Raw genomic sequence first — 26,751 nt, 5'->3', positions numbered from 1 at the left:
GGCACAAACTGGGCCTGGTGGTACTGGTGTGACCCGTGTTGAATACAACGTGGCTACCTTCTGGTGATGCCCATACCGCAATTGTCCTGCGATAATGCAGTGAATACGCAGAGTCTGCGCCTGCTCTAGAGAACGGCAACACCCCAGTGACCCAGCCCCTTAACGACTATGGCGGACTGCTCGAAGAGGCAGGGCCCGGCGCGTTCGCGCGGTTTTCGGCCTGGATGCGTCAGCCGCGCAACCTGCTCGTCGTGGGTATCGTAGCGGTCGCCCTGGTGGTCGCTGGTGGCGCGCTTGCGATGATGCTGCAGCAGGGCGGGCAGGCTCCGATGGCGACCGAATCACCGACATCGACGCCGTCGCTGAGCGAGACGCCCGACAAGTCGCAGAGCCCGACGCCGTCGCGGCCGGCGACGCGCACGCCTGTGCCGACCGAGTCGCTGCCGCAGGCGCCGAAGCCGGAAAACGACAGCCCCGAGGTTCCGATTGACCCGAATGCGAGTGGATCTGGGACGGGTGGGGCTGGGTCAGGCGGGTCTGGGTCAGGCGGCAGCGGCTCGGGTGGCACCGGCGGCGACTTCGAGCCTTGCGCTGACGGGCTGCAGCTCGACGCGAACGGCACCTGCGTGCCGGTTTCGACTGACACGAACGGGTCGACCGACGGCACTGCCGGCGGTGGCGGCGAGACGAACACCGGCGGCCCCGGCGACACATCCGGCAACGGCGACTCGAGCGGCGAGTCGCCGACCGACCCGTCGACGCCCGACAGCGAAGGTGACGCCGACTCGAACGCCGCAAGTCCCGATGACACCGTGACCGACGCCGTCAGCTAGCGGGCACACGGGCCGCTCACCGCACCCGCCCCAGGGATACGAGGGCGACGCTCGTTCGACATCGGCATGCTGCATTTGTTTCTAGGTTGCGGCCCTGAGTGACGCGCGCCGGGAACCTGACCTGACCGATGCAACACACCTGTTCAAAGCTCTCGGCAACGAGTCGAGGGCCTGGGCAACGAGTCGAGGCTCGGGCTGTTGCGGCTCATCGGCAACGTGCCAAAAACTGCGGGCCAAGTGACGATGACGACGAGAATGTCGCGGCCGCTGGCCTGCCACCGCCTCGCACGCTGCGACGATCGAGCCTCGTGCTCGCCAGCCGCAGCGGCAAAGAGGCGTCGCTCGAGCCGGCCGATATGCGCGTTTCGCACGTCATCGCTGATGCCGATGACGCCGATGTCTTACCCGACGCAACGCACGATGCCACCCCTGCGTGCATCTACCCGACGTCCACCACCTAACAACCCACCCAAGACGCCCCCGCCCAGGCAGTTGAGTGGTCACTTTTTGTAGTTCTGGCGGCGCCAGAACTACAAAAAGTGACCACTCAACTGCCTGCCTCGCTTCGGGGCGACGGAGTGCCTTACCGCGGCCCCGAGCGAGACAGGCTCGACCCGCCGGGCGCAGTTGCCACCGAAACGCGGTGGATTTCCCAACGTGGGGAGGGGCTGAGGGAGATCTCCCTCAGCCCCTCCCCACGTCGGGAAATCCGACGCGTGACCGGGTTAGCCGGCGGAGGGGACCGAGTCGCCCGCGGGCTCGCTGTCGTCGGGCGGGAGGGCGCACCAGTTTTCGGCAACGAGACCCGCGACCAGCAGCGCGACGGCGCACACGAGCGACACGATTGCCAACGGCATTCCGGCGCCCACGACGGTGCGCGAGGCGAGCCACAACACCGTGGCCAAGCATCCGCCGGCGAAAATGCTGCCGCCGAGGCTCGACGCCTTCGCGAGCGCAAGCGCAAGCATCGCGCGCTGCGGATCGACCCGCTTACGCGACACCTCGCGCCACTCGGGGCGGTCGTCCTCGACGTCATCGCGCCGACGGTCAGTCGAATCCTGCGCTTTGCGCAGCGCCTGCGTGTACCGGCGCACCGGCCACGCGAGCACGATCGTGACGATACCGATGAGCAGCAGCGTGATGCCGAACGGCAACGACGGCACGATCGTCGCCGAGCCGCCCGACGTGAGCCAAACCTGCAGGGCCCAGACGACGACGCCGGCCGCGACGAAGAGCAGGACGAGGTGCCAGGGGTTGGTGCGGGTCATCCGCGGTACCTCTCGACTCGGTCGGCGGCGTTCGCGAGCAGTTCGCGAATCGGGCCGCGGCCGGGCAGCGACGCCTCGGGCTCGATCTCGGTCCAGGGCGCGAGCACGAAGGCCCGCTCAAACGCGCGCGGATGCGGCAGCTCAAGCGTCGCATCGTGCAGCTGCAGTCCGCCGTGCTCGATGATGTCGAGGTCGAGCGTGCGACTCCCCCACCGCTCGGCGCGCACGCGGCCGTGCCCGGTTTCGATCTGCTGCAGCCGGTCGAGCAGCTCGTGCGGCTCGAGGCTCGTGTGCACCGCGATCACCGCGTTGAGGTACGCCGGCGCCGACTCGTCGATGCCGTGCGTCGTGAGCGCCGGCGTCTCATAGAGGCTCGAGCGCAGGTGCGGCCAGACACCGTCGAGATCCTCGATCTCTTCGAACGCGTCGCGGATCATCGCCTCGCGGTCGCCCAGGTTCGAGCCGAGCGCGATGATCGCGCGGGCGCTCGGGCGTCGCGCCTCGACGGGCTGCGCGCCCTCGGGTCGGTACCGCAAAATTGAAATCATCACGTCGTCGAAGCGCAGCTTCACCGGCGCCTGCGGCTTGTGCACCGTGATGCGCACGGCCTGCGGGCCGGGGAACGCGAACGTCACCGCCGCGAGCCGCTCGGCGAGGGTCTCGAGCAGGTCAACCGGCTCCTGCATCGCGACCTCGTAGAGCGCGCGCATGAGGTGGCCGTAGTGCACCGTCTGCTCGATCTCGTCGGATGCGGCGGCCGCGCGCGTGTCGATCCAGACCTCGGCGTCGATGTAGAAGTCCTGGCCGTTCGCGCGCTCGTGCGCGAAGACGCCGTGACGGCCATGCACGTGCAGCCGGTCGATGACGATGCGGTCGAGCTCGGGGGCGGGCAGCGCCGGATGCGCGGCCGGGCCCGGCCGGTTCGGCGTGAGCTGGATCGCGGCCTCCGCCGGGTGGATGTGCGGAGTCGCGAATGCGGTGGGCTCATTCGCGGCCGGGGTGCTGGGAGTAGCTCCCCCGGTCGCCGCGTTCGCGGCCGACTCCTCGCGCGCATCCGGCGCAGCGGCCGAGGCCCGCGTCATGTCCGCGGCCGGCTGTTGCTGCGCATCCCGGCCGAGGCCAGCATCCCGCTCAGTCACTGCTCGGCTCCTTGCTCGCGCAGGTCGGCACCGTTCTGCCAGGCCGAGACCGTGTCGATGGCGACTCGGGTCGCGGCGACGTTGTGCACCCGCACGCCCCACACACCACGCTCGGCGCAGAGGGCCGACACGACCGCGGTCGGCAGGTCGCGGGCGGCGACGGGCGCCTCCGCCGGCAGCAGCTGTCCGATGAAGCGCTTGCGGCTCACCCCGACAAGCACCGGATGCCCGAGCCGCTGCAGTTCGTGCAGGTGGTTGAGCACGGCCCAGTTGTCGTCGTGATCCTTCGCGAACCCGAGACCCGGGTCGAGGATGATGCGCTCAGGCGCGATGCCCGCCGCGACGGCGCGGTCGCGCATCTGCTGCAACTCAGCGAGCACCTCGGTGGCGGTGTCGTCGTAGTCGGCGAGGTCGTTCATGACGACGCTGTGCCCGCGCCAGTGGCTCAACACGAACCGCGCGCCGCGCTCGGCGACGACCTCGAGCATCCGCTCGTCGGCGCGTCCACCCGAGACGTCGTTGATGATGACGTCGCCCGCGTCGAGGCAGGCCGCGGCGGTGTCGGCGTACATCGTGTCGACCGAAACCGGGATGCCGTCGGCGACGAGCTGCTGCACCACCGGCAGCACACGCGCGAGCTCTTCGTCCTGCGGCACGCGCTCGGCGCCGGGTCGGGTCGATTCGCCGCCGACATCGATGATCGTCGCGCCCTGCGCCACGAGCCGATAGGCGCGTTCGAGCGCGGATGCGGTGCGCGCGTCGGCGCTCTCGAAGTCGAGGGTGCCGCCGTCGCTGAACGAGTCGGGCGTGACGTTGAGCACGCCCATGATCTCGGTCGTGCTCGGGTCGATGGTGACTTCCGCGGACAGACGCAATTCGCTCATGTCGATATTGTCCCGCACTCTCTCGTGCGCCGCTTGGGTCAGTTTGGGCGTGTGGCGCGGCGTCCGCTGCCGACGGCCAGAGATAATCGGGCGACATCGGCGCACCGGCGGGCCCGAGGCCACATAGGATGCCGAAAAGACTCCCCAACGAAAGGCCGCCATGTCGACGCAGACATCTCCCGAGTCGTCGGGCCACTCCCCCAGCCGCGGCGCTGACGCCGGCGCGAGCACCGCATCCGCGGGACTCATCGAGCGGCAGGGCATCGACGTCGTCGACCCGTCGCAGCGCACCGCGAAGCCGTCTGATCTGTTCTGGCCGTGGTTTGCCGCGAACGTGTCGGTGTTTGGCATGTCGTACGGCTCGTTCATTCTCGGCTTCGGCATCTCGTTCTGGCAGGCAACGGCGGTTGCGATCATCGGTATCGTCGTGTCGTTCTTCCTCTGCGGCCTCATCGCGATCGCGGGCAAGCGCGGCTCGGCGCCGACCATGGTGCTCAGCCGCGCCGCGTTCGGCGTGCATGGACAGAAGGTGCCCGGCATCATCTCGTGGCTGACGTCGATCGGTTGGGAGACGTTCCTCGCGATCATGGCCGTGCTCGCGACGTCGACCGTGATCACGCAGCTCGGCGGCGACGGCGGCGTGGTCGTGCAGATCATCGCCACCGTCGTGGTCGCGGCGCTGATCGTCGCCGCGTCGGTGCTCGGCTACCACGTGATCATGCGGCTGCAGTCGATCCTCACCTGGATCACCGGCGCCGTCACGATGCTCTACGCAATCCTCGCGTTCTCGCACATCGACTTTGCGGCCGTCTCAGCGCTCGAGGGCGGCAGCCTCGGCCAGGTCATCGGCGCACTCGTCATGGTGATGACCGGCTTCGGCCTCGGCTGGATCAACATCGCCGCCGACTGGTCGCGCTACCAGCGACGCGATACCCCCGACAGCAAGATCGTGTTCTGGAACACCTTCGGCGGCTCGGTCGCGCCCGTCGTGCTCGTCGTCTTCGGCGTGCTGCTCGCCGGCTCCGACCCCGCGCTCAACGAGGCGATCGCGGGCGACCCGATCGGCGCACTCGCGGCCATCCTGCCGACCTGGGTGCTCATCCCGTTCTTGCTCACCGCCGTGCTCGCGCTCGTGTCGGGGGCCGTGCTCGGCATCTACTCGTCGGGGCTGACGCTGCTCAGCCTGGGCATCCGCATCCCCCGCCCCTCGGCCGCCGCGATCGACGGCGTGATTCTGACCGCCGGCACGATCTACGTCGTGTTCTTCGCGACCGACTTCCTCGGGCCGTTCCAGAGCTTCTTGATCACGCTCGGCGTGCCGCTGGCGTCGTGGGCGGGCATCCTCATCGCCGACATTCTGACGCGGCGCCGCGACTACGACGACGCCGCGCTGTTTGACGCGCGCGGCCGGTACGGTTCGTGGGACTGGCTGTCGATCGGCACGATGGTCGTCGCCTCGGTGATCGGCTGGGGCTTCGTCGTGAACTCGTTTGCCGAGGACGCCGCATGGAACAACTGGCAGGGTTACCTGCTCTGGATGGTCGGCGGTCGCGATGGCGACTGGGCCTACGCCAACCTCGGGGTGTTTTTCGCGCTCGTGCTGTCGTTCGTGGTCGCGTGGGTTGGCCGTCGCGGCAAGATCCGCCGGCAGGAAGCGGATGCTGGCTGAGGCTTCGCGGGTGGGCACACGTTGCTGCGGCCGCCGCGCAGGCTTTCCCCGAGATCCCAGTTTTCGCGCGAAAAGTGGGATCTCGGGGACACTCGGCAGTGGTCGTTCGAAGCGCGACCGTGAGCAACGGCGCAAGGTGTCCCCAACATCCCACTTCTAACGCGAAAAGTGGGACGTTGAGGACACTAGGCAGCGGCCGCCCTCGGCGTAATCGCGACCCACGAAGCAAAGTGTCCTCTGAATCCCACTTTCAACGCGAAAAGTGGGATTCCGGGGACACTAGGCGCCGCGAGGGAAGCAGGAGCGGCGCCAAGCGCCGCGGCTCCCTCGGCGCCGCAAGCGGCGCGCTCCCCTAGTCGTCGCGGTCGGAGGCACCCAGGGCGATGAGCCGCAGCACTTCGGCCCGAGCATCCGGGTTGTTGAACGCGCCGCGGGTCGCGAGCGTAACCGTCTCGGAGTCGCTCTGGCGCGGCCCGCGGTCAGCGACGCATCCCTGCCGCGCCTCGAGCACGGCGATGGCGCCGCGGGCATCGAGGCCGGTCATGATCGCGTCGACGAGCTCGTCGCCGAGCCGCTCCTGCAGCGTCGGCGCGCTCGACAGCGTCTCGACGAGGTCGTACAGCCGGCCGAACCCGATGATCGAGTCGCCGGGCAGGTACGCGAGCTGCACCCAGCCGTCGAACGGCAGCAGGTGGTGCTCACAGACCGAGCGAAAACGGATGTTCCGCAGCAGCACCGGCTGCCCCGACTCGACCGCCTCAAGGCGCTCAACCGACGGCGCCGCGTCGGGCTCGTCGAGCGAGATGCGGCCCTCAATTAGCGGCGCGACCGCGTCAACGTTAACTCCCGCAAACAGTTCGGCTGCCGCGGCGGCGACCCGCGCAGGCGTCCGCGCGAACTGCGCCGAATCGGGGTCAAGGCCGCATGCGGCGAGGAAGTCTCGCACGGCCGCCTGCGCGCGCTGCGCATCCACCGCCATCGTTACGACCATGCGCCGGGGCGCGTCGGGCCCTCGGGGTTGTCAAGACCCGAGCCAGGTTCGGGCCGGTCGAGGCCAGGATGCACGTCGGTCACGCCGGGCTTGTCGCCCCCGAATCCGGGCTGCGGCACACCACCGGGATGCGCGCCACCATCGGGCTCGCCAGCACCGCCGGGCGTGTGGTCGCCACCGGGCTGACCAGCGCCAGCCCCATCTTCACCAGACCCCGACGCGTGACTCGAAGGCTCCTCTTCACCACTCGCAGGAAGGTGCGGCTTGAGCTGCACTGGCGGGCGCGAGCTCACGGGGCGCTCTGGGCTCGAGAGCCACTGCGCGCGTTCGGGCAGCTTGACGATGCCCGCGAAGATCTCGGCGAGGCGCTCGTGGCCGATCGTCTCGACGTCAAGCAGTTCGGCGGCGAGGCGGTCGAGCACGTCACGGTTGTTCGTGAGCACCCACCAGGCCTCCTGCTGCGCCTGCTCGAGGAGCCCCTGCACCTCGCGGTCGACGACGAGGGCGGTCGTGTCGGAGTAGGGCGCGCCCTGCGAGCGCGAGTACGGCGACTCGCCCTCGTTGTCGCCGAGCTTGATCGCACCGACGGTGTTCGACATGCCGTATTCGGTGACCATCTTGCGGGCCGTCTTCGTGGCCTTCTCGATGTCGTTGGATGCGCCGGTCGTCGGGTCGTGGAACACGAGCTCTTCGGCGATGCGGCCACCCATGGCGTAGGTGAGCTGGTCGAGCAGTTCGTTGCGGGTCACCGAGTACTTGTCTTCAAGCGGCACGACCATGGTGTAGCCGAGGGCGCGGCCGCGCGGCAAGATCGTGATCTTCGTTACCGGGTCGGTGTGGCGCAGGGCCGCCGCCGCAATGGCGTGGCCGCCCTCGTGGTACGCCGTAATCAGCTTTTCCTGGTCGTTCATGACGCGGCTGCGGCGCTGTGGGCCCGCGATGACGCGGTCGATCGCCTCGTCGATCGCGCGCGCGTCGACGATCTGCGCGCCGAGGCGGGCCGTGAGCAGCGCGGCCTCGTTGAGCACGTTCGCGAGGTCGGCACCCGTGAAGCCGGGGGTCTTGCGGGCGACGACCGAGAGGTCGACGTCCTTCGCGATCGGCTTGCCCTTCGAGTGCACCTCGAGGATCTTGCGGCGGCCCTCGAGGTCGGGGGCGTCGACGCCGATCTGGCGGTCAAAGCGGCCGGGGCGCAGCAGGGCCGGGTCGAGCACATCCGGGCGGTTCGTCGCCGCGATGAGAATGACGTTCGTCGTCGCGTCGAAGCCGTCCATCTCGACGAGCAACTGGTTGAGCGTCTGCTCGCGCTCGTCGTTGCCGCCGCCCATGCCGACGCCGCGCTGGCGGCCGACCGCGTCGATCTCGTCGATGAAGATGATGGCGGGGGCGTTCTGCTTCGCCTGCTCGAACAGGTCGCGCACGCGCGAGGCACCCACGCCGACGAACATCTCGACGAAGTCGGAACCCGAGATCGAGTAGAACGGCGTACCCGCCTCACCCGCGACGGCCTTCGCGAGCAGCGTCTTACCCGTGCCGGGAGGGCCGTAGAGCAGCACGCCCTTCGGAATCTTCGCGCCGACCGCGAGGAACTTGTCGGGCTCCTTCAGGAAGTCCTTGATCTCGGCGAGCTCCTCGAGCGCCTCGTTCGCGCCGGCAACGTCGGCAAAGGTGACCTGCGGGTCTTCCTTATTGACGAGCTTCGCCTTCGACTTGCCGAACTTCATCATGCCGCCTGCGCCGCCGCCCTGCATGCTCGACAGCATCAGCCAAACGAAGAAACCGATGAGCACGAGCGGCAGCAGCAGCGAGAGTGCGGTGCTGAACCAGTTCGGCCCGGGCACTTCGTCGTTGTAGTTCTCGGCGATGTTCGCGTCGTCGACCGCGCCGACAACCGCCTCGGCCCGCGCATCCACGAAGTAGAAGTGCGCCTGCTGGCCGTACTCTTCGTCGGCCTCGGCGAACTCGATGTTGACCCGGTTGTCACCCTGAACGATGGTGACGGTCTTGAGTTTGTCCTTGTTCAGGATCTCGAGACCCTGCTGCGTCGTGACCTCAGTGTTGCCCTGCTGGTTGATCAGGCTGAAGCCGATTCCGATCACGATCACCGCGAGCAGCACAATCGTGATCGGGCTCTTCAGGAGTTTCTTCAAGGTTTTCATGCGCGCGAGCGAACCCGCTGCCTTTCGTTCAGCGAAGCCGGATGCCCGGCTCGGGAAGCGGGGCAGCAACACGCCCCTCCAGTTGCGGAAATCCTACTAGCGCCCACTTTGGCGCTGGCTGCCCGTTCGCCACCCGCGCACTCGACGTGCGGCGGGCCGGATGCGCGGGTCGAGCGCAGCGCCGGGAGGCCGAATGCCCGCGAAACTACGCGAGCGAAACCGAACGCGGGTCAATGCCAAACGAGTGCCGCAGCGCCGAGCGCGCCGCGTACCACCCGCCGAGCCCGTGCACCCCTGGCCCCGGTGACGCCGCCGACGAGGCGAGGTAGATGCCCTCTCCCGGCGTGCGCCACGGATCGGGCGCGAGCACGGGCCGCGCGAGCAGCTGCGACAGCTGCACCGCGCCCGAGCTGATATCGCCGCCGACATAGTTCGCGTTGTACTCGCTGAGCTCGGCCGCCGGCGTGCACTTCACCCCGACGACGCGGTCGCGCACCCCCGGCGCGAAGCGCTCGAGCTGCGCAAGCACGCGTTCGGTCACGTCGAGCGTCGAGCCGCGCGGCACGTGGGTGTAGCTCCAGACGGCGTTGAACTCAGCCGGGTTGCGGCCCGGGTCGAACTCGGTCGGCTGCGCGAGCAGCACATACGGATGCGCCGCGTGCCGACCGCGCGCGACCATCCCCTCAGCCGCCGCGACCTCGGCGCGGGTGCCGCCGAGGTGCACCGTCGGGGCCTGTGCGATGCGCGGATCCGCCCAGGGAATCGGGCCGTCGAGCACGAGGTCGACCTTCGCCGCGGCGTTGCCGAACCGGAACCGGTCGAGGGAGCGCAGGTAACTGCCTGGCAGCTTCGAGTGGGCGATCTCGGTGAGCGCGCGGGCCGAGGTGTCAAAGACGTGCACGTCGTAGTCGCCGAGCTCGGCGATGGCACGGATGCGCCTGCCGGTCTCGATCTGCCCGCCGTGCGCGAGCAGGTCGTCGGCGAGGGCCCGCGAAATCGCAGTCGAGCCGCCCACCGGCACGGGCCAGCCACCGGTGTGCCCCGCGACCGCGAGCACGAGGCCGATCGCCGAGGTGCCGAGCGCGGGCATGCGCCCGATCGAGTGGGCCGCGACACCCGAGATGAGCGCGGGCGCGGCGACGTCGCGAAAACCGAGGTTCCACAGCGGCGAGCCCTGTCGTAGCGCGGCGAGGCCGGTCAGCACGGTCGCGATGAGGTCGCGCGGTACCCGCACCATGCTGCCGCCGAGCGCGAAGTCAAAGACGCCGGCCGCGCGGTCGACGAGCGGCCGCATCAGTCGCCCGTACGCCACCCCGTCGATGCCAAGCTCGGCGACGGCGCGGTCGAGGTCGCGATACGCGATCGCCGCCTCGCGCCCCTCGAGCGGATGCGCGTACGACGCCTCGGGCACGACGAACTCGACCTTGTCGGCGAGCCGGAACTCGTGGAAGAACGGCGATGCGAACGCCATCGGGTGAATCGCCGAGCAGGTGTCGTGCACGACCCCGGGCATGACCGACTCGGCCGTGCGCGTGCCCCCGCCAATCGTGTCGGCCGCCTCGAACACCGTGACGGGCACGCCCGCCCGCGCAAGCGTCACGGCCGCGGCGAGCCCGTTCGGGCCCGAACCGATTACGGCGGCGGATCGGGCTGCACGAGTCATAGTCCCGAGGGTAGCCAGTCGCGGCCAGCGCGCCCACCGCCCGCCCGCGCAGCCTCCTGACAGGCAGGCGAACGCGGGCCGAGTAGCCTCGGCAGCATGAGTGAGCGCAGCGCGGCATCCTCCGAATCCAGCACGACCGAGGGGCCGAGCAGCATGGCCGAGCTCGACTTCAGCGCGGTGCGCGAGCAATACGAGCTGCGCGAGGAGTTCTCCCCCGAGCTCGAGCAGGCGGCCGCCGAGGCAAGCGACCGCTTCGCCGAGGGCCGCATTGACGCCCGCGATCTCGCGCTCGTCACGATCGACCCGCCCGGGTCGAAGGATCTCGACCAGGCCGTGCGCATCGAGCAGGGCACCGAGGCGGGCCACGCCGGGTACACCCTTTTCTACGCGATCGCCGACGTCGGCGCGTTCGTCGCGCCCGGCAGCCCGCTCGACGCCGAGTCGCGCCAACGGGGCGAGACCAAGTACCTGCCCGACAGCAACGTGCCGCTGTACCCGCGCATCCTCTCCGAGCAGACCGTGAGCCTCGTCAAGGGCGAGGATCGCCCGGCCGTGCTCTGGCAGATCGAGACGAACGACCAGGGCGAGCTCACCCGGGCCCGCGTGCGCCGCGCGACCGTGCACGTGCGCGAACGCCTCGACTACCCGACGCTGCAAGCCCACTATGACCACGGCAAGCTGCTGCCCGAACCCATCGAGCTGCTGCCCGAGTTTGGCGGGGTGCGCGAGGAGCGTGCCCGCGAGCGCGGCGCCGTCGAGCTGCAGCTGCCCGAGCAGGATCTCGCGCACGTCGACGGCAACTGGCAGCTACGCCTCGAGCCGCGCACCCAGATGGATGCGTGGAACGCGCACTGCTCGCTCGCGACCGGCATCGCGGCCGCCCGCATCATGCTCGCCGGCGGCACCGGCCTACTGCGCACGCTGCCGGCGCCCGACGAGTCGACGGTGCACCAGTTCCGCCAGGCCGCCCGAGCCCTCGGCGTCGACGCCCGCGACGAGCAATCCCCCGGCGAGATCCTCGCGAGCCTCAAACCCGACGACCCGAAGGCGCTCGCGCTCAACTCGGCGGCGACGAAGCTGCTGCGCGGCTCCGGCCACCTCGCGTTCTCGCCCGACAACCCGCCCGAGAACAACGGCGCGACCTGGCACGCCGGCGTCGCGAGCCAGTACGCGCACGCGACCGCGCCCATCCGTCGCCTCGGCGACCGCTTCGTCAGCGAGGTTGCCCTCGCGTTCGGCGGCGAATGGGTCGCGCACGACGGCAGCGCGCAGGTGAGCGGCGAGGTGCCCGCCGAGATTGCGGATGCGCTGCCCGAGTTGCCCGGCCTGCTGCAGAACTCGGGCCGGGTCGCGGCGTCGGTCGAGAACGAGTGCATCAACCTAGCCGAGGCGGTCGCGCTGCAGGATGCGGTGAGCCAGGAGTTCGACGCCGGCCTGCTGCGCGCCGGCGACGGCGATCACCACGCCGAGGTCTTCGTCTACGAACCGCCGGTCATCGCGCAGTGCCGCGGCGACGTTCCGGCGGGCGAGCACGTGCGCGTGCGGCTCGTCGAGGCGAACCCGACAACCCGCAAGGTGCGCTTCGAATACCCCGCCTAGGCGTTGTTCCTCGGGAGGTTGTGTCGAGTGTGAGTAGGTGAAGGCCTCCGTGGAGGATGTGGGTAACCACACTCACGTCCCACAACACGAAGGCCTTCATGTCTCACGCTAATGCCCCGTTCACCCCAGCAGGGCGACTTCGAATGGTGTTGCTCGTCGTCAACGACGGCTGGCCCATGTCCCGAGTCGCGGACCGGTTCCAATGCGCGTACGGCACCGTCCGCAAATGGGTGACCCGGTACCGTGCCGGAGAACCCCTTGTAGATCGCTCGTCCCGCCCGCGCACCTCACCGAACCGCACCCCGACCCGACTCGAGCGCCGCATCATCGGGTTACGCGTGAACCGACGCTGGGGCCCGCACCGCATCGCCTACCACCTCGGGGTTGCGCGGTCCACGGTCGGCCGCGTGTTGGCCCGCTACGGGGTCCCGCTGCTGCGGCACGTGGACAAGACCACAGGCCTGCCGGTGCGCAAACCCAAAGTCCACCGGTACGAGGCCGCCGCACCGGGCGAGTTAGTGCATGTCGATATCAAGAAACAAGGCCGCATCCCTGACGGTGGCGGGCACCGGGCACTCGGGCGTGTCAAGGGGAACCGGCACAACAAGCGACGCGGACTCGGGTACTCGTTCGTGCACCACGCGGTCGATGACCACACCCGCATCGCGTACTCCGAACACCTGAACGACGAGCGTAAGGACACTGCGGCCGGGTTCTGGGACCGTGCCCGCGCCTATTTCGCATCCCTGGGGGTCACGGTGACCGCGGTGATGACCGATAACGGGTCGTGTTACCGATCCAAGGCATTTGCTCACGCGCTGGGTGACGGGGTCAAGCATCGACGAACGCGCCCGTACCGAACCCAAACTAACGGCAAAGTTGAACGCTTCAACCGCACCCTGGAAGACGAATGGGCCTACGCACGCGCCTACACGTCAGAAGCGGAACGACTCGCCGAGTACCCGCGATGGCTGCATCACTACAATCACCATCGACCCCACACCGCGATCGGCGGACTGACCCCCATGCAACGACTACACAACGTCACGGGGAATAACAGCTAGCTAGCCTGCGAGTCGAATCCGTCGGAGTCTGCTAGGGCATCCCCGTCCTTTCCTCGAGGCCGTCGTTCGTCGCCTCATACGTGCACCCCATCGCGCCTAGCGGCGTGCCCAGCGACAACTGGCGCCGTCACCATCGCGCCCGTTGTCGCTGAGGGCGCCACAGTCACTCGCGCCGCGTCGCTGACGGCGCGACTCAGCCTGTTAACTTTGTGCGCCGACCGCGTACGCCGCCTGGCCGATGTGCTGCGCGGCGTCGTCAATGATGCTCACGAGGCGGGCGCCGCGGGTCACCGGCGGGTTCCAGTTCGTGTCGATGACGTCGTCGAGGTCCGCGTCGCTGAGCGTGCCGAGGTAGGCGAGCAGCGCATCCGTCGTCGCCACGAAGTAGTCGAGCAGCGGCGCGGCGCCGTGCACGACGATGCTGCGCGCCTGCTCGGCCGTCTGTCCGTAGCCGCTGGTGTCGCCGAGCTCGCCGAGCGCGAGCTGCTCGCGGAACCGCGGCCAGACCTCATCCGTGCCCGCGAGCGGCGCGAGCTGCGCGTCGATCTCGCGGCCGGCGTGCCAGATGAGCCAGGCCGGCGAGTTGTCGTGGCCGGCGGGATGCGAGTTGAGCGTCTCGTCGCTGAGTTTCGTGGCGAATTCGAGCAGGGCGTCGCGGGGTCGGGTGGCGAGGTCGAGGAGTACTTCGGTGCCGTTCATGCGCGCCACCCTACTCGCGGGTGACCCCGCCTCCCTGACCGCTCCCGCGCATCCATGGGTGTCGCGTTTAGCCCCATTTCGCGCTCCATAACCGCCAAAAATGAGGCTAAACGCAACACCCATGCTTCGCAGGAGGGGGCGCGGCGCGGGCTAGCGGCGGCGGAGGCCCTTGAGGAGGCCGCGCAGGCCCTTGGGCTTCGGCTTCGCCTCGGCGGCTTCCTTACGCTCGGCCTCGGCGGCCTGAGCGCGGGCGCGCCGCTGCAGGCGCTTCTGGTCGCGCTCGAGGCGCGGCAAGTCAAGACGAATCACCTCGGAGATGCGGTCGGCCCGCTCCCCCGGCTCGTCGACCCCCTCCGGCACCTGCGCGAACTCGGAGTCGAGGTTGAACTCGATGTTGCGCGCCACTTCGCGCCACGCGGCCTGCTGCGCGACCGAGACGAGCGTGTTCAGCGTGCCCTCATCGGTCGACCGGCGCCGGAGGTCGGCCGCGACGGTCTCGGCGTTCTCCTTGCGATGCTTGAGATTCGCGATGTCGCCGCGTCGATAGTCGTGCATCCCTGTCGACTTGAAGCCGAGGCTTCGGGCGCGCTTGATCATCTGATCGAGGTACGCCACCTCGTTGTCGCTCTCGTCGGCGAGGTCGGTGAGGATCTGCATCGCCTCGCGCAGGTAGCGCTTGCGCGAGAACTCGCCGCCCGAGCCCAGGATGTCCATGAGGATGTGGTTCTTCATCCCGAGCCGCGCCGCCGCGTGGGCAATCGTGATGCCCTCCTCGACCGAGGCACCGCCGCTCACGAGATCGCCAGCCGCGATCACCTTGTTCTTGCCGGACGCGGTGGTCGCCGGCGCCGACGGCGTCGCGCCCTCGGCTGGCTCGGCCGCTTCGGTCGACTCAGCAGCCTCAGCAGCTTCGATAACTTCGACGGACTCGGCGTCCACGGCCGATTCGACCGGCGTCGCGGACCCAGACGCATCGCCAGCGGCGGGCGATTCCGCCGCATCCGTCGCCGGCGCGGGCGTCTCGACCGGCGCATCCGGGGGGGGCGCTTCGGCGGGCGCGCGACGCGTCAGCCGCTGCGGGGCGTCTGCGGTTGGCTCGGTCATGCGCACCCCCTCCTCAAGTACGAGTCCTAGTGTCCCTGATTTCCGCCCGCTTTGCCGCTTCCCGACGGTCGTCGTCATGCTGCGCTCCTCACCACCGAGTGCGACAATCGCAGGGTTCCGTACGACGAAGGAGTCAGTCATGGCCGAGAACGAATCGGGTTTCAGCGAAGCCGAACGCGCCGCAATGAAGCAGCGCGCCGAGGAGCTCCGCGCGCAGAAGGGCGTGAAGGGCGCGGCGAAGCGCGAGCGCGAGTATCAGGCCTGCCTCGACGCGATCGACGCGCTGACCGGCGCCGACAAGCAGGTCGCCGAGCGGCTGCACGTCATCGTGAGCGAGGAGGCGCCCGAGCTCGACCCGAAGACCTGGTACGGCTTCCCGTCGTATGCCGACGACGGCGATGTGCTCGTGTTCCTGCAGCCGGCCTCGAAGTTCAACACTCGCTACCCGACCATCGGCTTCCAGCAGAACGCCCAGCTCGACGACGGCAAGTTCTGGCCGACGTCGTTCGCCGCCCTCGAGATCGACGACGAGATCGAACAGCAGCTGCGCGCGCTCATTCGCAAGGCCGTCGGCAAATAGCCGCCGCGAGCGCGCGGCACCGCGGATGCGCGGGGTAGCCCCAGCGCTAGCGGGCGTCGCGCGAGGTTGCGTTCACCGCATCCGAGCGTTCTTGCCCGGTGAGCTGCGCGATCGCGTCCATGATGCGTTCGGTCGCCTCGGTGCGGGCGCGACCGCCGGGCAGTTCGGCGAGGTCGCTGAGGTCGAGGGGCGCACCGAAGCGCACCTCGACGCGGCGCCCGCGCCCGAAGTGGCGAAACGCCCGCATCCCGTCGGCGCCGATGATGCCGACCGGCACGACCTGCGCGCTCGTGTCGAGCGCCATCCAGGCGGCGCCGCTGTGCCCCTTGTGCAGCCGGCCGTCGCGCGAGCGCGTGCCCTCCGGAAACACGCAAAACGCGCTGCCCGCCTGCAGGATGCGGCTGCCCGCGTCGAGCGCCGCCCGCGCGTCGCGCCCAGCGGCCCGCACGACGGGCACGCCGCCGATCGAGGTGAAGAACCACCGACCAAGCTTGCCCTTGCGGCCCGAGCCCGTGAACAGGGCCGACTTCGTCAAGAACTGCACGGGCCGCGGCGCCGACACCGGAATCAAGATCGTGTCCCACGCCGACTGATGATTGCTCGCGAGCAACACCGGCCCCTGCTTCGGCACGTTCCGGCGCCCGTGCACCCGCGGCCGATACACAAGCCACAGCAGCGGCCGCAGCACGGCCCGTCCGACGTAGTAGACGATGCCCGGCTTCGGTGCGGGTTCTGGCGCAGCGTCGGTGGTCACCCAATGAGCGTACGCGCGGCCGACCTCGCCACCCGCGCAACACCGGCATGAGCGACTGAGGTAAGCCTTCCATTCCTAGCGCTGACCAGGCATTTTTACGATAATTAAGACATGAACAATGTCCGCTCCGCACTCAGGTCCTATCCGCTGGTCGCCGCGACCATCGTGGTCGGCATCGTCGGCTTGACGCTGCTCGCGACCCCGGCGAGCGGCATCGCTCCGTCGCTCGTCGGCGCGTACGCCATCGCGATCGCGGCGTGGGAGGCCGTCGGCATGGTCCGCGAGCTGCTGCGCGGCCACGCGGGCCTCGACATCCTCGCGGTCACCTCGATCACGGCCGCAGTGCTCGTCGGCGAGGTCTGGGCCGCGCTCATCGTCGTGCTCATGCTCACGGGCGGCGCCGCGCTCGAGGACTACGCCTCGAACCGCTCGAAGCGCGAGCTCACCGCGCTGCTGCAGCAGGCCCCGCAGACGGCGGTGCGCATCCGCCCCGATGGCACCACCGAAGAACTCCCGGTCGACGACATCGAGATCGACGACGAACTGCTCGTGCGCCCCGGCGCGCTCGTGCCGGTCGACGCCGTCCTGCTCGACGAGCGAGCCGTCTTCGACGAGTCCTCGCTCACCGGCGAGAGCCTGCCCGTCACCCGCGCGGCCCGCGAGCGCGTCTCGAGCGGCGCAGTCAACGGCTCGGTCGCGGTGCGGATGCGCGCGGTCGCCCTCGCGCGCGACAGCGAGTACCAGCAGATCGTGCGACTCGTCGAGGAGGCCTCGCAGAGCAAGTCGAAGGTCGTGCGACTCGCCGACCGCTACGCCGTGCCGTTCACGATCCTCGCGCTCGTCATCGCCAGCATCGCGTGGGCCATCTCGGGCGACCCGGTGCGCTTCGCCGAGGTGCTCGTCGTCGCGACGCCCTGCCCGCTGCTCATCGCGGCGCCGGTCGCGTTCCTCGGCGGCATGAGCCGCGCCGCGCGCTTCGGCCTCATCGTCAAGGGCGGCGACACCCTCGAGCAGCTCGCCCGCGCGAAGTCCGTCGCCTTCGACAAGACGGGCACGCTCACGACCGGGCGCCCCTCGCTCGAGCGCATTGACGCGGCGCCCGGCTTCAGCGCCGACGACGTGCTGCGCCTCGCGGCATCGGCCGAGGTCTACTCGTCGCACGTGCTCGCGGGCGGCGTCATCGCCGCGGCGACCGAGCGCGGGCTCGAGCTCGCGAGTATCGCGCAGGCTGAGGAGCTCGCGACCAAGGGCGTCGCGGCCATGCTTGCCGAGGATGCGCCGTGGCGCGGCGTCGTGCGCGTCGGCAAGCCGGCGTGGGTGCGCTCGTTCGCGCCCGCCCTCGAGAACGCGTCGCTGAACGCCGGCGAGCTCGCGATCTACGTCGCCCTCGACGATGCGGTCGTCGGCACGCTCGTGATGCGCGACCAGGTACGGCCCGAGGCGGCCGAGACCGTCGCGAGCCTCGCATCCCTCGGCGTCGAGCGCCGGCTCATGGTGACCGGCGACGTCGCGGCAACGGCCGAGCCCATCGCCGCGAGCCTCGGCATCGACGAGGTGCACGCTGAGTGCCGACCGCGCGACAAGGTCAAGATCGTCGCGGGCGTCGAGCCGCGGCCGCTGATCATGGTCGGTGACGGTCTCAACGACGCCCCGGTGCTCGCGGCAGCCGACATCGGCTTCGCGATGGGCGCGCGCGGCGCGACCGCGGCGAGCGAGTCGGCGGATGTGGTGAACCGCTTCGACTCGCTGGCGGGCGTCGCACACGCGGTGCGCATCGGCCGTGACACCGTGCGGATCGCGCTGCAGAGCGTCTGGCTCGGCATCGTCATCAGCGTCGGGCTCATGCTCGTCGCTGCCTTTGGCCTGCTGCCTGCGCTCGCGGGCGCATGGCTACAGGAGCTCGTCGACCTCGTTGCGATCCTCGGCGCCCTGCGCGCTATCGGGCCGCGCCTCGAGCGCGGCCGCAACATCGCGATGCCACGCGACGCGGAGGCAACCATGAGCGTTGCGGCAGATCACGCGCCGTCTACCGCTCATGAATCGCCCGAGCGCTAATCCTTGGCCCCAGAAAACCAGCCACGGAAACGAAAAAAGCCCCGGGTGTCGAACCCGGGGCATCTGTGGCTCCGACGGGCGTCGATCCCGTGACCTCTCGATTTTCAGTCGAACGCTCTACCAACTGAGCTACAGAGCCAAAGCAGCTTTCGCCGCTGAGAGAAACGCCCTCATCTTTCGACAAGGGCGCCGCTTCTCCGCGACCCTGACGGGACTTGAACCCGCGACCTCCGCCGTGACAGGGCGGCACGCTAACCAACTGCGCTACAGGGCCTCATATTGAATTTTTCAGACGGTTCAACCTAACAGCTTTTTCCCGGTGTCGCCACCGTGACCCCAACGGGATTCGAACCCGTGTTGCCGGCGTGAAAGGCCAGTGTCCTAGGCCACTAGACGATGGGGCCGAAGCTGTATCGGCATGACCGCCGAAGAAAAACCCTAGTGCACATTCACACACGAACGCAAATCGCACGCTCCGAGCCGCCACGACCCTACGCCTACGACCCACGCATCCGCCGAAGCAACACTCGCGCGAATACCCGAAAACCACGCACGAACCGCGAAAACACGCGCATCCGGGGTTACAAATTCGTCACATAGCCACTAATGTGGTGGATGTTAACCGTGTGACATGAGTGATCCTCTGCGACAAATGCCTAGCTCTGTGCATGACCACGCCCGCACCCCAACCGATTGCCCGCGCGTCTCGCGCAGCAAACGAAAGGCATCAATGTTTTCGTCCAAGACCTCCCGCCGGGCCCCCCGCGCCCGTGCGGGCCGGTCAGGGCTGGTAACCGGCGCGGCCGCACTACTCATCATCGGCCTCGTTGGCAACGGCGCGATTCCGGCCAACGCCAAGGACCTCGACGACTACGCGACCTGGGACGACGTCATCTCGGCCCAGGACGACATCGACCAGCAGAACGCGCTGATCGACGAGATCAACGCCCAGATCGACCAACTCAACAGCGATGTCGCCGAGGCTGAGGTCGTCGCAGAAGAGGCGGGCAACGCCTACTCGGCCGCACAGGCCGCGTCGACCGAGCAGTCCGAGAAGGTCTACACGCTGCAGCAGCAGGCCGAGGAGGCCTCCGCCGAGGCCGACAAGGCCGAAACCGAGGCGGCGTCGTACGTCGCTGCCATCGCGAACCGCGTGCCGGTCGACCCGACCGTCGAACTGCTCACAAACCCGAACGACGCCGACGGCTTCCTCATGGGCATGTCAACACTCTCAAAGCTCGGCACCCAGAACGGCGCCGTCTACGAAAACGCCATCTCGGCCCGCAACAACGCCGACCAGCTCGGCGAGCAGGCGCAGGTCGCCCTCGCGGAGCTCGAAACCCTCGAGGCGCAGGCGCAGTCGAACTACGACGCGGCCGTCGACGCACAGCTCGACCTGCAGAACAAGCGCGACCAGAAGACCGAGAAGGGCTCCGAGCTCGAGGCGATGCTCGCCCCGCTGCAGGAGCACCGCGACGTCGTCGAGGCCGACTACCAAGAGGGCGAGCGCCTGCGCGAAGAAGAGCGCAAGCGCATCGAAGCCGAGCAGAAGAAGGCCGCCGAAGAGGCTGCTGCAGCTGCCGCGGCCGCAGCAGCCGCAGCAGCCGCAGAGGCCGCAGCTGGCTACAACTCGGGTGGCGGAAGCAGCAGTGGCGGCAGCAGTGGCGGCAGCAGCAGTGGCAGCACGAGCACGCCCCCGGCCGAGAGCGGTGGCGCCTCCCCGAGCGCGAGCGGCTACGCGCCACCCCTCGGCTACAGCGCCTACATCTCGAGCAACTATGGCATGCGCCTGCACCCGGTGTACGGCTACTGGAAGCTCCACAACGGCACCGACTTCGTCGTCTCCGGTGGCACCTGCGGCGCCCCGATCTACGCGGTCTCGTCGGGCACCGTCACGTATGCGGCCTGGATGGACGGCTGGGGTAACCGCGTCGACATCCAGATGGACGACGGTAACACCACCGGCAACGCCCACATCATGCCCGGCGGCATCATGGTCTACCCCGGCCAGCGCGTCGCGGCCGGCCAGATCATCGCCTACGCCGGCACCACCGGTCCGTCGACCGGCTGCCACCTCCACTTTATGGTGAACAACGGCGCGAGCGACCCGCTGAGCTACCTCGCCTCCCACGGCATCTACTACTAGACCGAGCGAGGCCGCCGGCCAACACAACGACGAGGGGCGCGCATCCAGCAGGATGCGCGCCCCTCGTCGTTCAGCTGGCTCAGCTGCCTACTCGGCCGGCTTGTAGGCCGCGAGCGAGCGCTCGATGATCGCCTCGGCGTCGGCCGCCGAGCCCCACGAGTCAACCTTGACCCACTTGTTGGGCTCGAGGTCCTTGTAGTGCTCGAAGAAGTGCTTGAGCTGGTCGCGGGTGTTCTGCGGCGCATCCTCGAGCTCCTGGATGTGCGCGAAGCGCGGGTCCTTCGCCGGCACGCAGAGGATCTTGTCGTCCCCGCCCGCCTCGTCGGACATGTGCAGCACGCCCACGGGGCGCACCTTCAGGCCGATGCCCGGGTAGACGGGGTACTCGAGCAGCACGAGCGCGTCGAGCGGGTCGCCGTCGTCGGCGAGCGTGTGCTCGAAGTAGCCGTAGTCGACCGGGTAGACGAACGGGGTGAACAGCACGCGGTCGAGGTAGACGCGGCCGGTCTCGTGGTCGACCTCGTACTTGTTGTGGCTGCCACGAGGAATCTCGATGACGACGTCGTAGGTGCTCAATTCTGCTCCTGGTGTGAAGGGGCGCCCGGGGGCGTTGACGGCACCAGATTACCGCCCGCGAGCGGCGCGAGCCCGAACATCGCGTGACCATTCGCATCCCGGCCCGGGGCCCACTTGCTGAGCGCGATCAGCACTTCCGTGCAATCAGCGGCCTCGCCCGAGTACGATTGGGGTGTGACTGATCGACCCCGCCTCACCCCGCCGGTAGCCGATATTCGGCGCGCTGTGCGCAACTCGCTGCGCGGCGTCGCTGCCGAGGGTGACCTCGTGCTGGCTGCGCTGTCTGGCGGCCCCGACTCGCTCGCGCTCGCCGCGGGCCTCGCCTTCGAGGGCCCGAGGGCCGGGATGCGCGTGGGCGCGGTCATCGTCGACCACCAGCTGCAGCCCGGCTCGGACGAGCAGGCCGAGCGCGCGGCCGAGCAGGCGCGCGGCCTCGGCCTCGACCCGGTCGTGATCGAACGCATCGACGTCGTCGACGACGGCGCCGGTCCCGAGGCCTCGGCCCGCGCGGCCCGCTACGGCGCGATCGACCGCGTGCGCGAACAGCTTGGCGCCTCCTACGTCGTGCTCGGGCACACGCTCGACGACCAGGCTGAGACCGTGCTGCTCGGCCTCGCGCGCGGCTCGGGCGGCAAGTCGCTGCACGGCATGGCTGTCGTCAACGGCCCGCTCGTGCGCCCGCTGCTCGGCATCCGCCGCGAAGAGACCAACCAGGCGTGCGGCGACCAGGGCCTCGAGCCGTGGCACGACCCGATGAACGACGACGAGCGCTTCAAGCGCGTGCGCATTCGCAAGAACGTCATGCCGGTGCTCGAGTCCGAGCTCGGCCCCGGCATCGCCGAGGCGCTCGCCCGCACCGCAACCACGCTGCGCGAAGACTCCGAGACGCTCGACGCCCTCGCGCTCGAGTGGGCGCAGGAGATCGTCGACACCGATGCCGACGGTCGCGTCACGCTCGACGTCGGCGGCCTCGTGACTCAGCCCGCCGCGCTCCGCCAGCGCATCTGCCGCGCCGTGGCCGAGCAGGGCTTCGGCGTCTCGCTCTCGCGAGCGCACACCATGGCCGTCGCCGCGCTCGCCACCGAGTGGCGCGGGCAGGGCCCCATCGACCTGCCGGGCATCCGCGTTGAACGCAGCGCGGGCCGCCTGTTCTTCGGCTTCGCCGAGCAGGGTGTCGACGACACCGAGCACTAACGCCACCGCGAAAGGAACCACGTGCGCGCATCCGACATTGAGGCCGACGTCCGCGAAGTCCTGCTGAGCCGCGAGGAAATCTCCGAGCGCATCGGCGAGTTGGCTCGTGACATCGAGGCCGACTACGCCGACCGCACTCCCCTGCTCGTCGGCGTGCTCAAAGGCGCCGTGATGGTCGTGAGCGACCTCGCACGCGAGCTGCGCATTGCGCTCGAGATGGACTGGATGGCCGTCTCCTCATATGGCTCCGGCACCGTGTCGTCGGGTGTCGTGCGCATCCTCAAGGACCTGGACACCGACCTCACCGGTCGCGATGTACTCATCGTCGAAGACATCATCGACTCGGGCCTCACCCTGAGCTGGCTGCGCCAGAACCTCCAGTCGCGCGGCGCCGCCTCGGTCGAGATCTGCACGCTGCTGCGTAAGCCCTCGCGTCTCAAGGTCGACGTGCCCGTGCGCTACATCGGCTTCGATGTGCCGAACGAGTTCGTCGTCGGTTACGGTCTCGACTACGACGAGCGCTACCGCAACCTCCACGACGTCGTCGTGCTGCGCCCGCACGTCTACGGCGCCGACGAGGCCGACGCCGCGGGCCCCGTTGAACCGGCCCGCAAGGTGTTCCGCCCGGGCCTCGAAGAACCCGCGCAGTAGGGCTCCACCGGCGGTGCCGGCCTAGCCCCGAATCTCGAACTCGGTGTCGCCGCGCGTCGGCTGCTCGCTCGTCTCGACGGCGTCGACGCGCGCCGACCGCGGGCCCTGGTGTGCCCACGCGACGAGCCGGTCGACCGCATCCGCCTCGCCCTCGGCCTCAAACTCGACGCGGCCGTCGAATAGGTTGCGCACGTACCCGCCGAGGCCGAGCCGCTGCGCCTCGTGGGCCGTCGAGTAGCGGTACCCGACGCCCTGCACGACGCCCGACACGTACCCTCGCACTCGCTTCGTAGCCATACGGCCAGGGTACGGATGCGCGCCCGGCGGCGGCTGGACGCGCGGGGTTCGAACTCGCGCTTGCGCTTGCGCTTGCGCTTGACGTTACTTCAACCGGTAGCGTCGTGACCGCACTGAACGAGAAAGAAGACATCATGCCAAAGGACATGTTCGACGGCTTTGACCACACGAAGTACGACGCCGAGGTGCGCGAGCGCTGGGGCGACGAGCCCGCCGACCGCAGCAACAGCTGGTGGGCGGGGCTCGGCGAGGCGGGCCAGGCCGAGTTCCGGGCCGCGAACTACACGCGCACATCCGAGCGCGGCGCCGGGTTCGTACGCGACGCCCTGCTCGCCTACGCCGACACCTCGCTCTAGGCCGGCTCACGCAACGAAAATTCCCCGGTGTGTGGGGCGAATCGCGCGCCCCACACACCGGGGAATTCGTTATTGGGGAAGCTCGCGCCTAGCCCTCGATCGAGGCGGGCGGCCGCGGCGCGCCCTTCGGCGGGGCGATGCGCGCGTAGTTGCCGGCGTTCGCGGATGCGGTGGCCGAGCCGGCCGACTCGCTCGAGCCGTCCAGCCCGCCGCGGCGGTTCGGCGCAGCATCCCAGTCGCGCTCGACGACGCGCTTCTGCACGATGATCGCGGCGACGAGAATGACGAGGCCGATCACCGCGAGCAGCCCGGCACCGAGCACCGCGCCGGCGTTCGCGCCGTAGCCGATGAGGATACCGAACCAGCCGAAGTCGGCGTCACCGAAGGTCGTGTTCGCCGAGCCGAAGCTGCCGAGCACCTGCATGAGGAACGCGGGCAGGAACGTGATGAGCAGACCGTTGACGAAGCCACCCGCGATCGCACCGCGGCGGCCGCCGGTCGCGTTACCGAAGACGCCCGCAGCACCACCGGTGAAGAAGTGCGGCACGAGGCCAGGCAGAATCACGGCGAGGCCGAATGCCGGGCCGAGCCAGGCGGCGAGCACGAACAAGCCGCAGAGGCCGGCGACGAACGACGACAGGAAACCGATGAGCACGGCGTTCTGCGCGTACGGGAACACGATGGGCGCGTCGAGTGCGGGCACGGCGCCCGGCACCACCTTCGCCGCGATGCCCTGGAACGCGGGCACGAGTTCGCCGAGAATGGTGCGCACACCGAAGAGGATCACAGCGACCGCGATGCCGAAGCCGAGGCCCTGTGTGACCGACTGCATGAGGAAGTTGCCGACGTTCGTCGCGCCGCCGAAGGCCTCGAACGCCTCGGTCTCGCCGACGCGGATGAGGTAAATCACCGCAACGATGACGTACATGAGCACCATCGACAGCGCGGTGGCGACCATCGAATCGCGGAGGAAGCGCAGGCCCTCGGGTACCTTGATGTCTTCGGTCGAGCGGCTCTTGCCCTTCGGGTCGACGAGGCGGCCGACGGCACCCGCAGCGACGTAGCCGGCGGTGCCGAAGTGGCCGATCGCGACCGAGCTGTCGCCGGTGACCTTCTTCATCCACGGGTGCGCAAGCGCGGGCAGGGCGACCATGAGGATGCCCAGGAGCACAGCGCCGAGAATCACGACGACCCAGGTGTTCATGCCGGCCGAGGCCATGACGATCGTGATCATCGTCGCCATGAACAGCATGTGGTGGCCGGTAAGGAACACGTAGCGCAGCGGTGTGAAGCGCGCGAGTAGCAGCGCGACGACGAAGCCGAGAATCATGAGCCACGACACCTGCGCGCCGTACTCCTGCTGCGCGATGCCCGCGATGGCCTCGTTCGTCGGCACAACACCCTGCGCGCCGAGCGCGCCCTGAATCATGACGCCGAGCGGCTCGAGCGAGGCGGTGACGAGGCCCGCGCCGGCGCCGATGAGCATGAAGCCGAGGGTGGCCTTGATGCCGCCGCCGATGACCGCGCCGGCGCTCTTGCGCAGCGCGATGAGCCCGACCGCGGTAATGATGCCGATGAGGTACGCCGGCACGCTAAGAATTTCGTTGACGAGGAACTGGGCGATCGCGTAGATCACGTCCATGGTGCTCTCCAATACCTAGAAGCTGAGGATGCGCTGGTCGAGTGCCGCGGTGCGCGAGCGGATGCGCGCCCCGGCCCGACTGCCTGGTCGCGCGTTAGACGGCGTAGCGGCGGCGCAGGGCGCCGTCGATCTCCTGTTGCGAAGTGAAGTCGCCGATGATCTCGACGGGCACGCCGAGGTCGCCGAGCGACTCAGCGATGGCGCCGGAGGTGAGCACGAGGTCGGCTTCCTTCGACTTGCCCTTGGCCGAGATCGTGTCGGTCGCCTCGACCGTGAAGTACGGCGCCCAGCCCCACTTGCCGAGTACCTGCTCGAGCGTGTTTTTGAGGAAAATGCTCGTGCCGACGCCGTTGCCGCACACGGTAAGGATGTGCCCCTTCGACGCGACGGTGCCGCTGAGGTCGACCTCGCCGTCGTCGGCCGCGTGGCGGGGTGTGGGCTTCGCGGCGGCCTGCACCTGTGCCGGCTCACTCGTGAGCACCTCGAGCACGGCCTCGGGCGTATTCGAGGTGTCGAGCGCGGCCCGGCGCACCGGGTCGCCGAGCACGCCGGCGAGGGCGGCGAGCGCCTGCTGGTGCGCCGTCGAGTCGGCGGCGGCCAAGCCCATGACGATCGTGACCGGGTCGTTGGCACCGGCACCGAATTCGACGGGGTTCGCGAGTCGAACGAAGCTGAGGCCAGTGCGCTTCACGGAAGCATCGGGTCGAGCGTGGGCGAGCGCGAAGCCAGGCGCGATGACGATGTACGGGCCGTGCTCGTCGATGGTCGCGAGCATCGAGTCGGTGTACTCGGGTTCGGTCGCACCGGTCTGCACAAGCAGCTCGCCCGCCGCGATGACGGCCGAGCGCCAGTCTTCGGCGGGAACGTAGAGTTGCACGGCGTCGGTGGATATGAGAGAGCTGAGCTTGCTCACTTGGTCTCCTTTGTACGGTCCTCGCCGGGCGGGCGCCGGTTCACAGGACACTTTGTGCTACTCCAAGTCAACGTTGAAAAAATGCCCCCCGCAACTTTTCCTGTTGCGATCGCAAGTGGTAGGCGGCCAAGGCCGCCCGGATCGGCGCGCGCTACGCTGCAAGGGAAGCCATTACGAAGGAGCCCAGGTGCCGTACGCCATCAACTCAGACGACCTCCCCAACAGCGTCGACAAGCGCCTCGAACTACGTCCCCAGCACCTTGCGTGGCTGCGCGAGAACACCCCCCGCCTGCTCGCGGCAGGCGCCAAGCGTAACGAGGCTGGCGACCCCATCGGCAGCCTCGTCATCGTCGACGTCGAGACGCTCGACGAGGCCGAGTCGTTCGCGCAGGCCGACCCCTATTCGCAGCAGGGCCTGTTCGCAAAAGTCGAGATCTCGGCGTGGAACAAGTCGTTCTTCAATTTCGAAGACCTGATCTAGCCGGCCCATCGCCGCAGACTTGCCGCCCGCATCC

25 protein-coding genes and 3 tRNA genes are annotated in these 26,751 nt (G+C 69.0%); 12 read left to right on the top strand and 16 right to left on the bottom strand.

The window, feature by feature from the left end:
* Positions 1-146 precede the first annotated feature (146 nt).
* A complete protein-coding gene (locus EJL01_RS10680; RefSeq protein ID WP_125107634.1) occupies positions 147-833 on the top strand; it encodes a hypothetical protein in 687 nt (228 codons plus the stop codon).
* Between the two features lie 308 nt (positions 834-1,141).
* A complete protein-coding gene (locus EJL01_RS13125; protein WP_193127991.1) occupies positions 1,142-1,294 on the top strand; it encodes a hypothetical protein in 153 nt (50 codons plus the stop codon).
* A gap of 264 nt (positions 1,295-1,558) precedes the next feature.
* Here the strand turns inward: EJL01_RS13125 and EJL01_RS10670 are convergent, their stop codons facing one another.
* The 3 genes from EJL01_RS10670 to folP are packed head-to-tail and all read right to left on the bottom strand — an operon-like array spanning position 1,559 to position 4,124.
* Positions 1,559-2,101 (bottom strand): DUF3180 domain-containing protein, encoded by a 543-nt coding sequence (locus EJL01_RS10670; RefSeq protein ID WP_125107633.1) that lies wholly within the window; start codon positions 2,099-2,101, stop codon positions 1,559-1,561.
* A complete protein-coding gene (folK, locus tag EJL01_RS10665) occupies positions 2,098-3,240 on the bottom strand; it encodes a 2-amino-4-hydroxy-6-hydroxymethyldihydropteridine diphosphokinase (protein ID WP_241209205.1) in 1,143 nt (380 codons plus the stop codon). The genes EJL01_RS10670 and folK overlap by 4 nt, the downstream gene beginning before the upstream one ends.
* Positions 3,237-4,124 carry a dihydropteroate synthase gene (gene folP / locus EJL01_RS10660; RefSeq protein WP_125107632.1) on the bottom strand — a complete coding sequence of 296 codons (888 nt, stop codon included), beginning with the start codon at positions 4,122-4,124 and terminating at the stop codon, positions 3,237-3,239. Before folP ends, folK begins: the two co-directional genes overlap by 4 nt.
* Before the next feature lie 160 nt (positions 4,125-4,284).
* Between folP and EJL01_RS10655 the strand changes: the two genes are divergently transcribed.
* Positions 4,285-5,793, top strand: coding sequence for a purine-cytosine permease family protein (locus EJL01_RS10655; protein ID WP_125107631.1), 1,509 nt, complete (start codon positions 4,285-4,287; stop codon positions 5,791-5,793).
* A 352-nt stretch (positions 5,794-6,145) separates the two neighbouring features.
* Here the strand turns inward: EJL01_RS10655 and folE are convergent, their stop codons facing one another.
* The 3 genes from folE to EJL01_RS10640 form a co-directional block, all read right to left on the bottom strand.
* Positions 6,146-6,784: a GTP cyclohydrolase I gene (folE, locus tag EJL01_RS10650; protein ID WP_235988308.1), complete on the bottom strand. Its 639-nt coding sequence runs from the start codon at positions 6,782-6,784 to the stop codon at positions 6,146-6,148.
* Complete coding sequence (gene ftsH, locus EJL01_RS10645) at positions 6,775-8,943, bottom strand: ATP-dependent zinc metalloprotease FtsH (protein WP_125107630.1); 2,169 nt, start codon at positions 8,941-8,943, stop codon at positions 6,775-6,777. Before ftsH ends, folE begins: the two co-directional genes overlap by 10 nt.
* A gap of 205 nt (positions 8,944-9,148) precedes the next feature.
* Positions 9,149-10,606 (bottom strand): phytoene desaturase family protein, encoded by a 1,458-nt coding sequence (locus EJL01_RS10640; RefSeq protein WP_125107629.1) that lies wholly within the window; start codon positions 10,604-10,606, stop codon positions 9,149-9,151.
* Positions 10,607-10,702: 96 nt separating this feature from the next.
* Between EJL01_RS10640 and EJL01_RS10635 the strand changes: the two genes are divergently transcribed.
* Positions 10,703-12,205, top strand: a complete 1,503-nt coding sequence (locus EJL01_RS10635) for an RNB domain-containing ribonuclease (RefSeq protein ID WP_206427731.1) — start codon at positions 10,703-10,705, stop codon at positions 12,203-12,205.
* A 98-nt stretch (positions 12,206-12,303) separates the two neighbouring features.
* On the top strand, positions 12,304-13,269 hold the full coding sequence (locus EJL01_RS10630) for an IS481 family transposase (RefSeq protein WP_125107628.1): 966 nt from the start codon (positions 12,304-12,306) through the stop codon (positions 13,267-13,269).
* Positions 13,270-13,470: 201 nt separating this feature from the next.
* Here the strand turns inward: EJL01_RS10630 and EJL01_RS10625 are convergent, their stop codons facing one another.
* Both EJL01_RS10625 and EJL01_RS10620 read right to left on the bottom strand, forming a co-directional pair.
* A complete protein-coding gene (locus tag EJL01_RS10625; RefSeq protein WP_125107627.1) occupies positions 13,471-13,968 on the bottom strand; it encodes a DinB family protein in 498 nt (165 codons plus the stop codon).
* Between the two features lie 150 nt (positions 13,969-14,118).
* Positions 14,119-15,072, bottom strand: coding sequence for a hypothetical protein (locus EJL01_RS10620; protein WP_125107626.1), 954 nt, complete (start codon positions 15,070-15,072; stop codon positions 14,119-14,121).
* 139 nt (positions 15,073-15,211) lie between these two features.
* On the opposite strand from EJL01_RS10620, the gene EJL01_RS10615 reads away from it, so the two are divergent.
* The gene (locus tag EJL01_RS10615) at positions 15,212-15,652 is read left to right on the top strand and encodes an iron chaperone (protein ID WP_125107625.1); all 441 of its coding nucleotides are present in this window, start codon (positions 15,212-15,214) and stop codon (positions 15,650-15,652) included.
* Positions 15,653-15,698: 46 nt separating this feature from the next.
* Here EJL01_RS10615 and EJL01_RS10610 read toward each other — a convergent pair whose 3' ends face one another.
* On the bottom strand, positions 15,699-16,406 hold the full coding sequence (locus tag EJL01_RS10610) for a lysophospholipid acyltransferase family protein (protein ID WP_241209204.1): 708 nt from the start codon (positions 16,404-16,406) through the stop codon (positions 15,699-15,701).
* A 111-nt stretch (positions 16,407-16,517) separates the two neighbouring features.
* On the opposite strand from EJL01_RS10610, the gene EJL01_RS10605 reads away from it, so the two are divergent.
* Entirely contained in the window at positions 16,518-18,461 is a 1,944-nt protein-coding gene (locus EJL01_RS10605; RefSeq protein WP_125107624.1) for a heavy metal translocating P-type ATPase, read from the top strand.
* A 66-nt stretch (positions 18,462-18,527) separates the two neighbouring features.
* Here EJL01_RS10605 and EJL01_RS10600 read toward each other — a convergent pair.
* The 3 genes from EJL01_RS10600 to EJL01_RS10590 all read right to left on the bottom strand — a co-directional run bounded on the left by EJL01_RS10600 (position 18,528) and on the right by EJL01_RS10590 (position 18,865).
* Positions 18,528-18,600: transfer RNA gene (locus tag EJL01_RS10600), tRNA-Phe, on the bottom strand.
* 61 nt (positions 18,601-18,661) lie between these two features.
* A tRNA-Asp gene (locus EJL01_RS10595) sits at positions 18,662-18,735 on the bottom strand.
* 57 nt (positions 18,736-18,792) lie between these two features.
* Positions 18,793-18,865: transfer RNA gene (locus EJL01_RS10590), tRNA-Glu, on the bottom strand.
* Between the two features lie 326 nt (positions 18,866-19,191).
* Between EJL01_RS10590 and EJL01_RS10585 the strand changes: the two genes are divergently transcribed.
* Positions 19,192-20,607 (top strand): M23 family metallopeptidase, encoded by a 1,416-nt coding sequence (locus tag EJL01_RS10585; RefSeq protein ID WP_125107623.1) that lies wholly within the window; start codon positions 19,192-19,194, stop codon positions 20,605-20,607.
* Positions 20,608-20,694: 87 nt separating this feature from the next.
* Here the strand turns inward: EJL01_RS10585 and EJL01_RS10580 are convergent, their stop codons facing one another.
* On the bottom strand, positions 20,695-21,183 hold the full coding sequence (locus EJL01_RS10580; RefSeq protein WP_125107622.1) for an inorganic diphosphatase: 489 nt from the start codon (positions 21,181-21,183) through the stop codon (positions 20,695-20,697).
* Positions 21,184-21,357: 174 nt separating this feature from the next.
* Here EJL01_RS10580 and tilS point away from each other — a divergent pair, with 174 nt between their 5' ends.
* Both tilS and hpt read left to right on the top strand, forming a co-directional pair.
* Positions 21,358-22,377, top strand: a complete 1,020-nt coding sequence (gene tilS / locus EJL01_RS10575; RefSeq protein WP_125107621.1) for a tRNA lysidine(34) synthetase TilS — start codon at positions 21,358-21,360, stop codon at positions 22,375-22,377.
* Between the two features lie 21 nt (positions 22,378-22,398).
* On the top strand, positions 22,399-23,028 hold the full coding sequence (hpt, locus tag EJL01_RS10570; RefSeq protein ID WP_125107620.1) for a hypoxanthine phosphoribosyltransferase: 630 nt from the start codon (positions 22,399-22,401) through the stop codon (positions 23,026-23,028).
* A 21-nt stretch (positions 23,029-23,049) separates the two neighbouring features.
* On the opposite strand, the gene yccX is transcribed toward hpt, so the two are convergent.
* The gene (yccX, locus tag EJL01_RS10565; protein WP_125107619.1) at positions 23,050-23,325 is read right to left on the bottom strand and encodes an acylphosphatase; all 276 of its coding nucleotides are present in this window, start codon (positions 23,323-23,325) and stop codon (positions 23,050-23,052) included.
* A gap of 104 nt (positions 23,326-23,429) precedes the next feature.
* On the opposite strand from yccX, the gene EJL01_RS10560 reads away from it, so the two are divergent.
* Positions 23,430-23,681 carry a hypothetical protein gene (locus EJL01_RS10560; protein ID WP_125107618.1) on the top strand — a complete coding sequence of 84 codons (252 nt, stop codon included), beginning with the start codon at positions 23,430-23,432 and terminating at the stop codon, positions 23,679-23,681.
* 88 nt (positions 23,682-23,769) lie between these two features.
* Here EJL01_RS10560 and EJL01_RS10555 read toward each other — a convergent pair whose 3' ends face one another.
* Both EJL01_RS10555 and EJL01_RS10550 read right to left on the bottom strand, forming a co-directional pair.
* Positions 23,770-25,323, bottom strand: a complete 1,554-nt coding sequence (locus EJL01_RS10555; RefSeq protein WP_125107617.1) for a PTS ascorbate transporter subunit IIC — start codon at positions 25,321-25,323, stop codon at positions 23,770-23,772.
* Positions 25,324-25,417: 94 nt separating this feature from the next.
* Positions 25,418-26,236: a PTS sugar transporter subunit IIA gene (locus EJL01_RS10550; RefSeq protein WP_125107616.1), complete on the bottom strand. Its 819-nt coding sequence runs from the start codon at positions 26,234-26,236 to the stop codon at positions 25,418-25,420.
* 187 nt (positions 26,237-26,423) lie between these two features.
* On the opposite strand from EJL01_RS10550, the gene EJL01_RS10545 reads away from it, so the two are divergent.
* A complete protein-coding gene (locus EJL01_RS10545; protein WP_125107615.1) occupies positions 26,424-26,717 on the top strand; it encodes a YciI family protein in 294 nt (97 codons plus the stop codon).
* Positions 26,718-26,751 lie beyond the last annotated feature (34 nt).

The sequence above is a fragment of the Gulosibacter massiliensis genome, assembly GCF_900626105.1.
Taxonomy (GTDB): domain Bacteria; phylum Actinomycetota; class Actinomycetes; order Actinomycetales; family Microbacteriaceae; genus Gulosibacter; species Gulosibacter sediminis.
The sequence above is the reverse complement of the archived record's forward strand: the minus strand, read 5'-3'. Positions and strand labels throughout refer to the sequence as shown.

Coding starts and splice junctions, on each gene's coding strand:
- EJL01_RS10670 (WP_125107633.1), bottom strand. CDS start 2,101: ATGACCCGCACCAACCCCTGGCACCTCGTCCTGCTCTTCGTCGCGGCC.
- folE (WP_235988308.1), bottom strand. CDS start 6,784: ATGGTCGTAACGATGGCGGTGGATGCGCAGCGCGCGCAGGCGGCCGTG.
- EJL01_RS10655 (WP_125107631.1), top strand. CDS start 4,285: ATGTCGACGCAGACATCTCCCGAGTCGTCGGGCCACTCCCCCAGCCGC.
- yccX (WP_125107619.1), bottom strand. CDS start 23,325: ATGGCTACGAAGCGAGTGCGAGGGTACGTGTCGGGCGTCGTGCAGGGC.
- EJL01_RS10620 (WP_125107626.1), bottom strand. CDS start 15,072: ATGACCGAGCCAACCGCAGACGCCCCGCAGCGGCTGACGCGTCGCGCG.
- EJL01_RS10640 (WP_125107629.1), bottom strand. CDS start 10,606: ATGACTCGTGCAGCCCGATCCGCCGCCGTAATCGGTTCGGGCCCGAAC.
- EJL01_RS10635 (WP_206427731.1), top strand. CDS start 10,703: ATGAGTGAGCGCAGCGCGGCATCCTCCGAATCCAGCACGACCGAGGGG.
- ftsH (WP_125107630.1), bottom strand. CDS start 8,943: ATGAAAACCTTGAAGAAACTCCTGAAGAGCCCGATCACGATTGTGCTG.
- EJL01_RS10555 (WP_125107617.1), bottom strand. CDS start 25,323: ATGGACGTGATCTACGCGATCGCCCAGTTCCTCGTCAACGAAATTCTT.
- EJL01_RS10615 (WP_125107625.1), top strand. CDS start 15,212: ATGGCCGAGAACGAATCGGGTTTCAGCGAAGCCGAACGCGCCGCAATG.
- EJL01_RS10585 (WP_125107623.1), top strand. CDS start 19,192: ATGTTTTCGTCCAAGACCTCCCGCCGGGCCCCCCGCGCCCGTGCGGGC.
- folP (WP_125107632.1), bottom strand. CDS start 4,124: ATGAGCGAATTGCGTCTGTCCGCGGAAGTCACCATCGACCCGAGCACG.
- EJL01_RS10630 (WP_125107628.1), top strand. CDS start 12,304: ATGTCTCACGCTAATGCCCCGTTCACCCCAGCAGGGCGACTTCGAATG.
- EJL01_RS10625 (WP_125107627.1), bottom strand. CDS start 13,968: ATGAACGGCACCGAAGTACTCCTCGACCTCGCCACCCGACCCCGCGAC.
- EJL01_RS10605 (WP_125107624.1), top strand. CDS start 16,518: ATGAACAATGTCCGCTCCGCACTCAGGTCCTATCCGCTGGTCGCCGCG.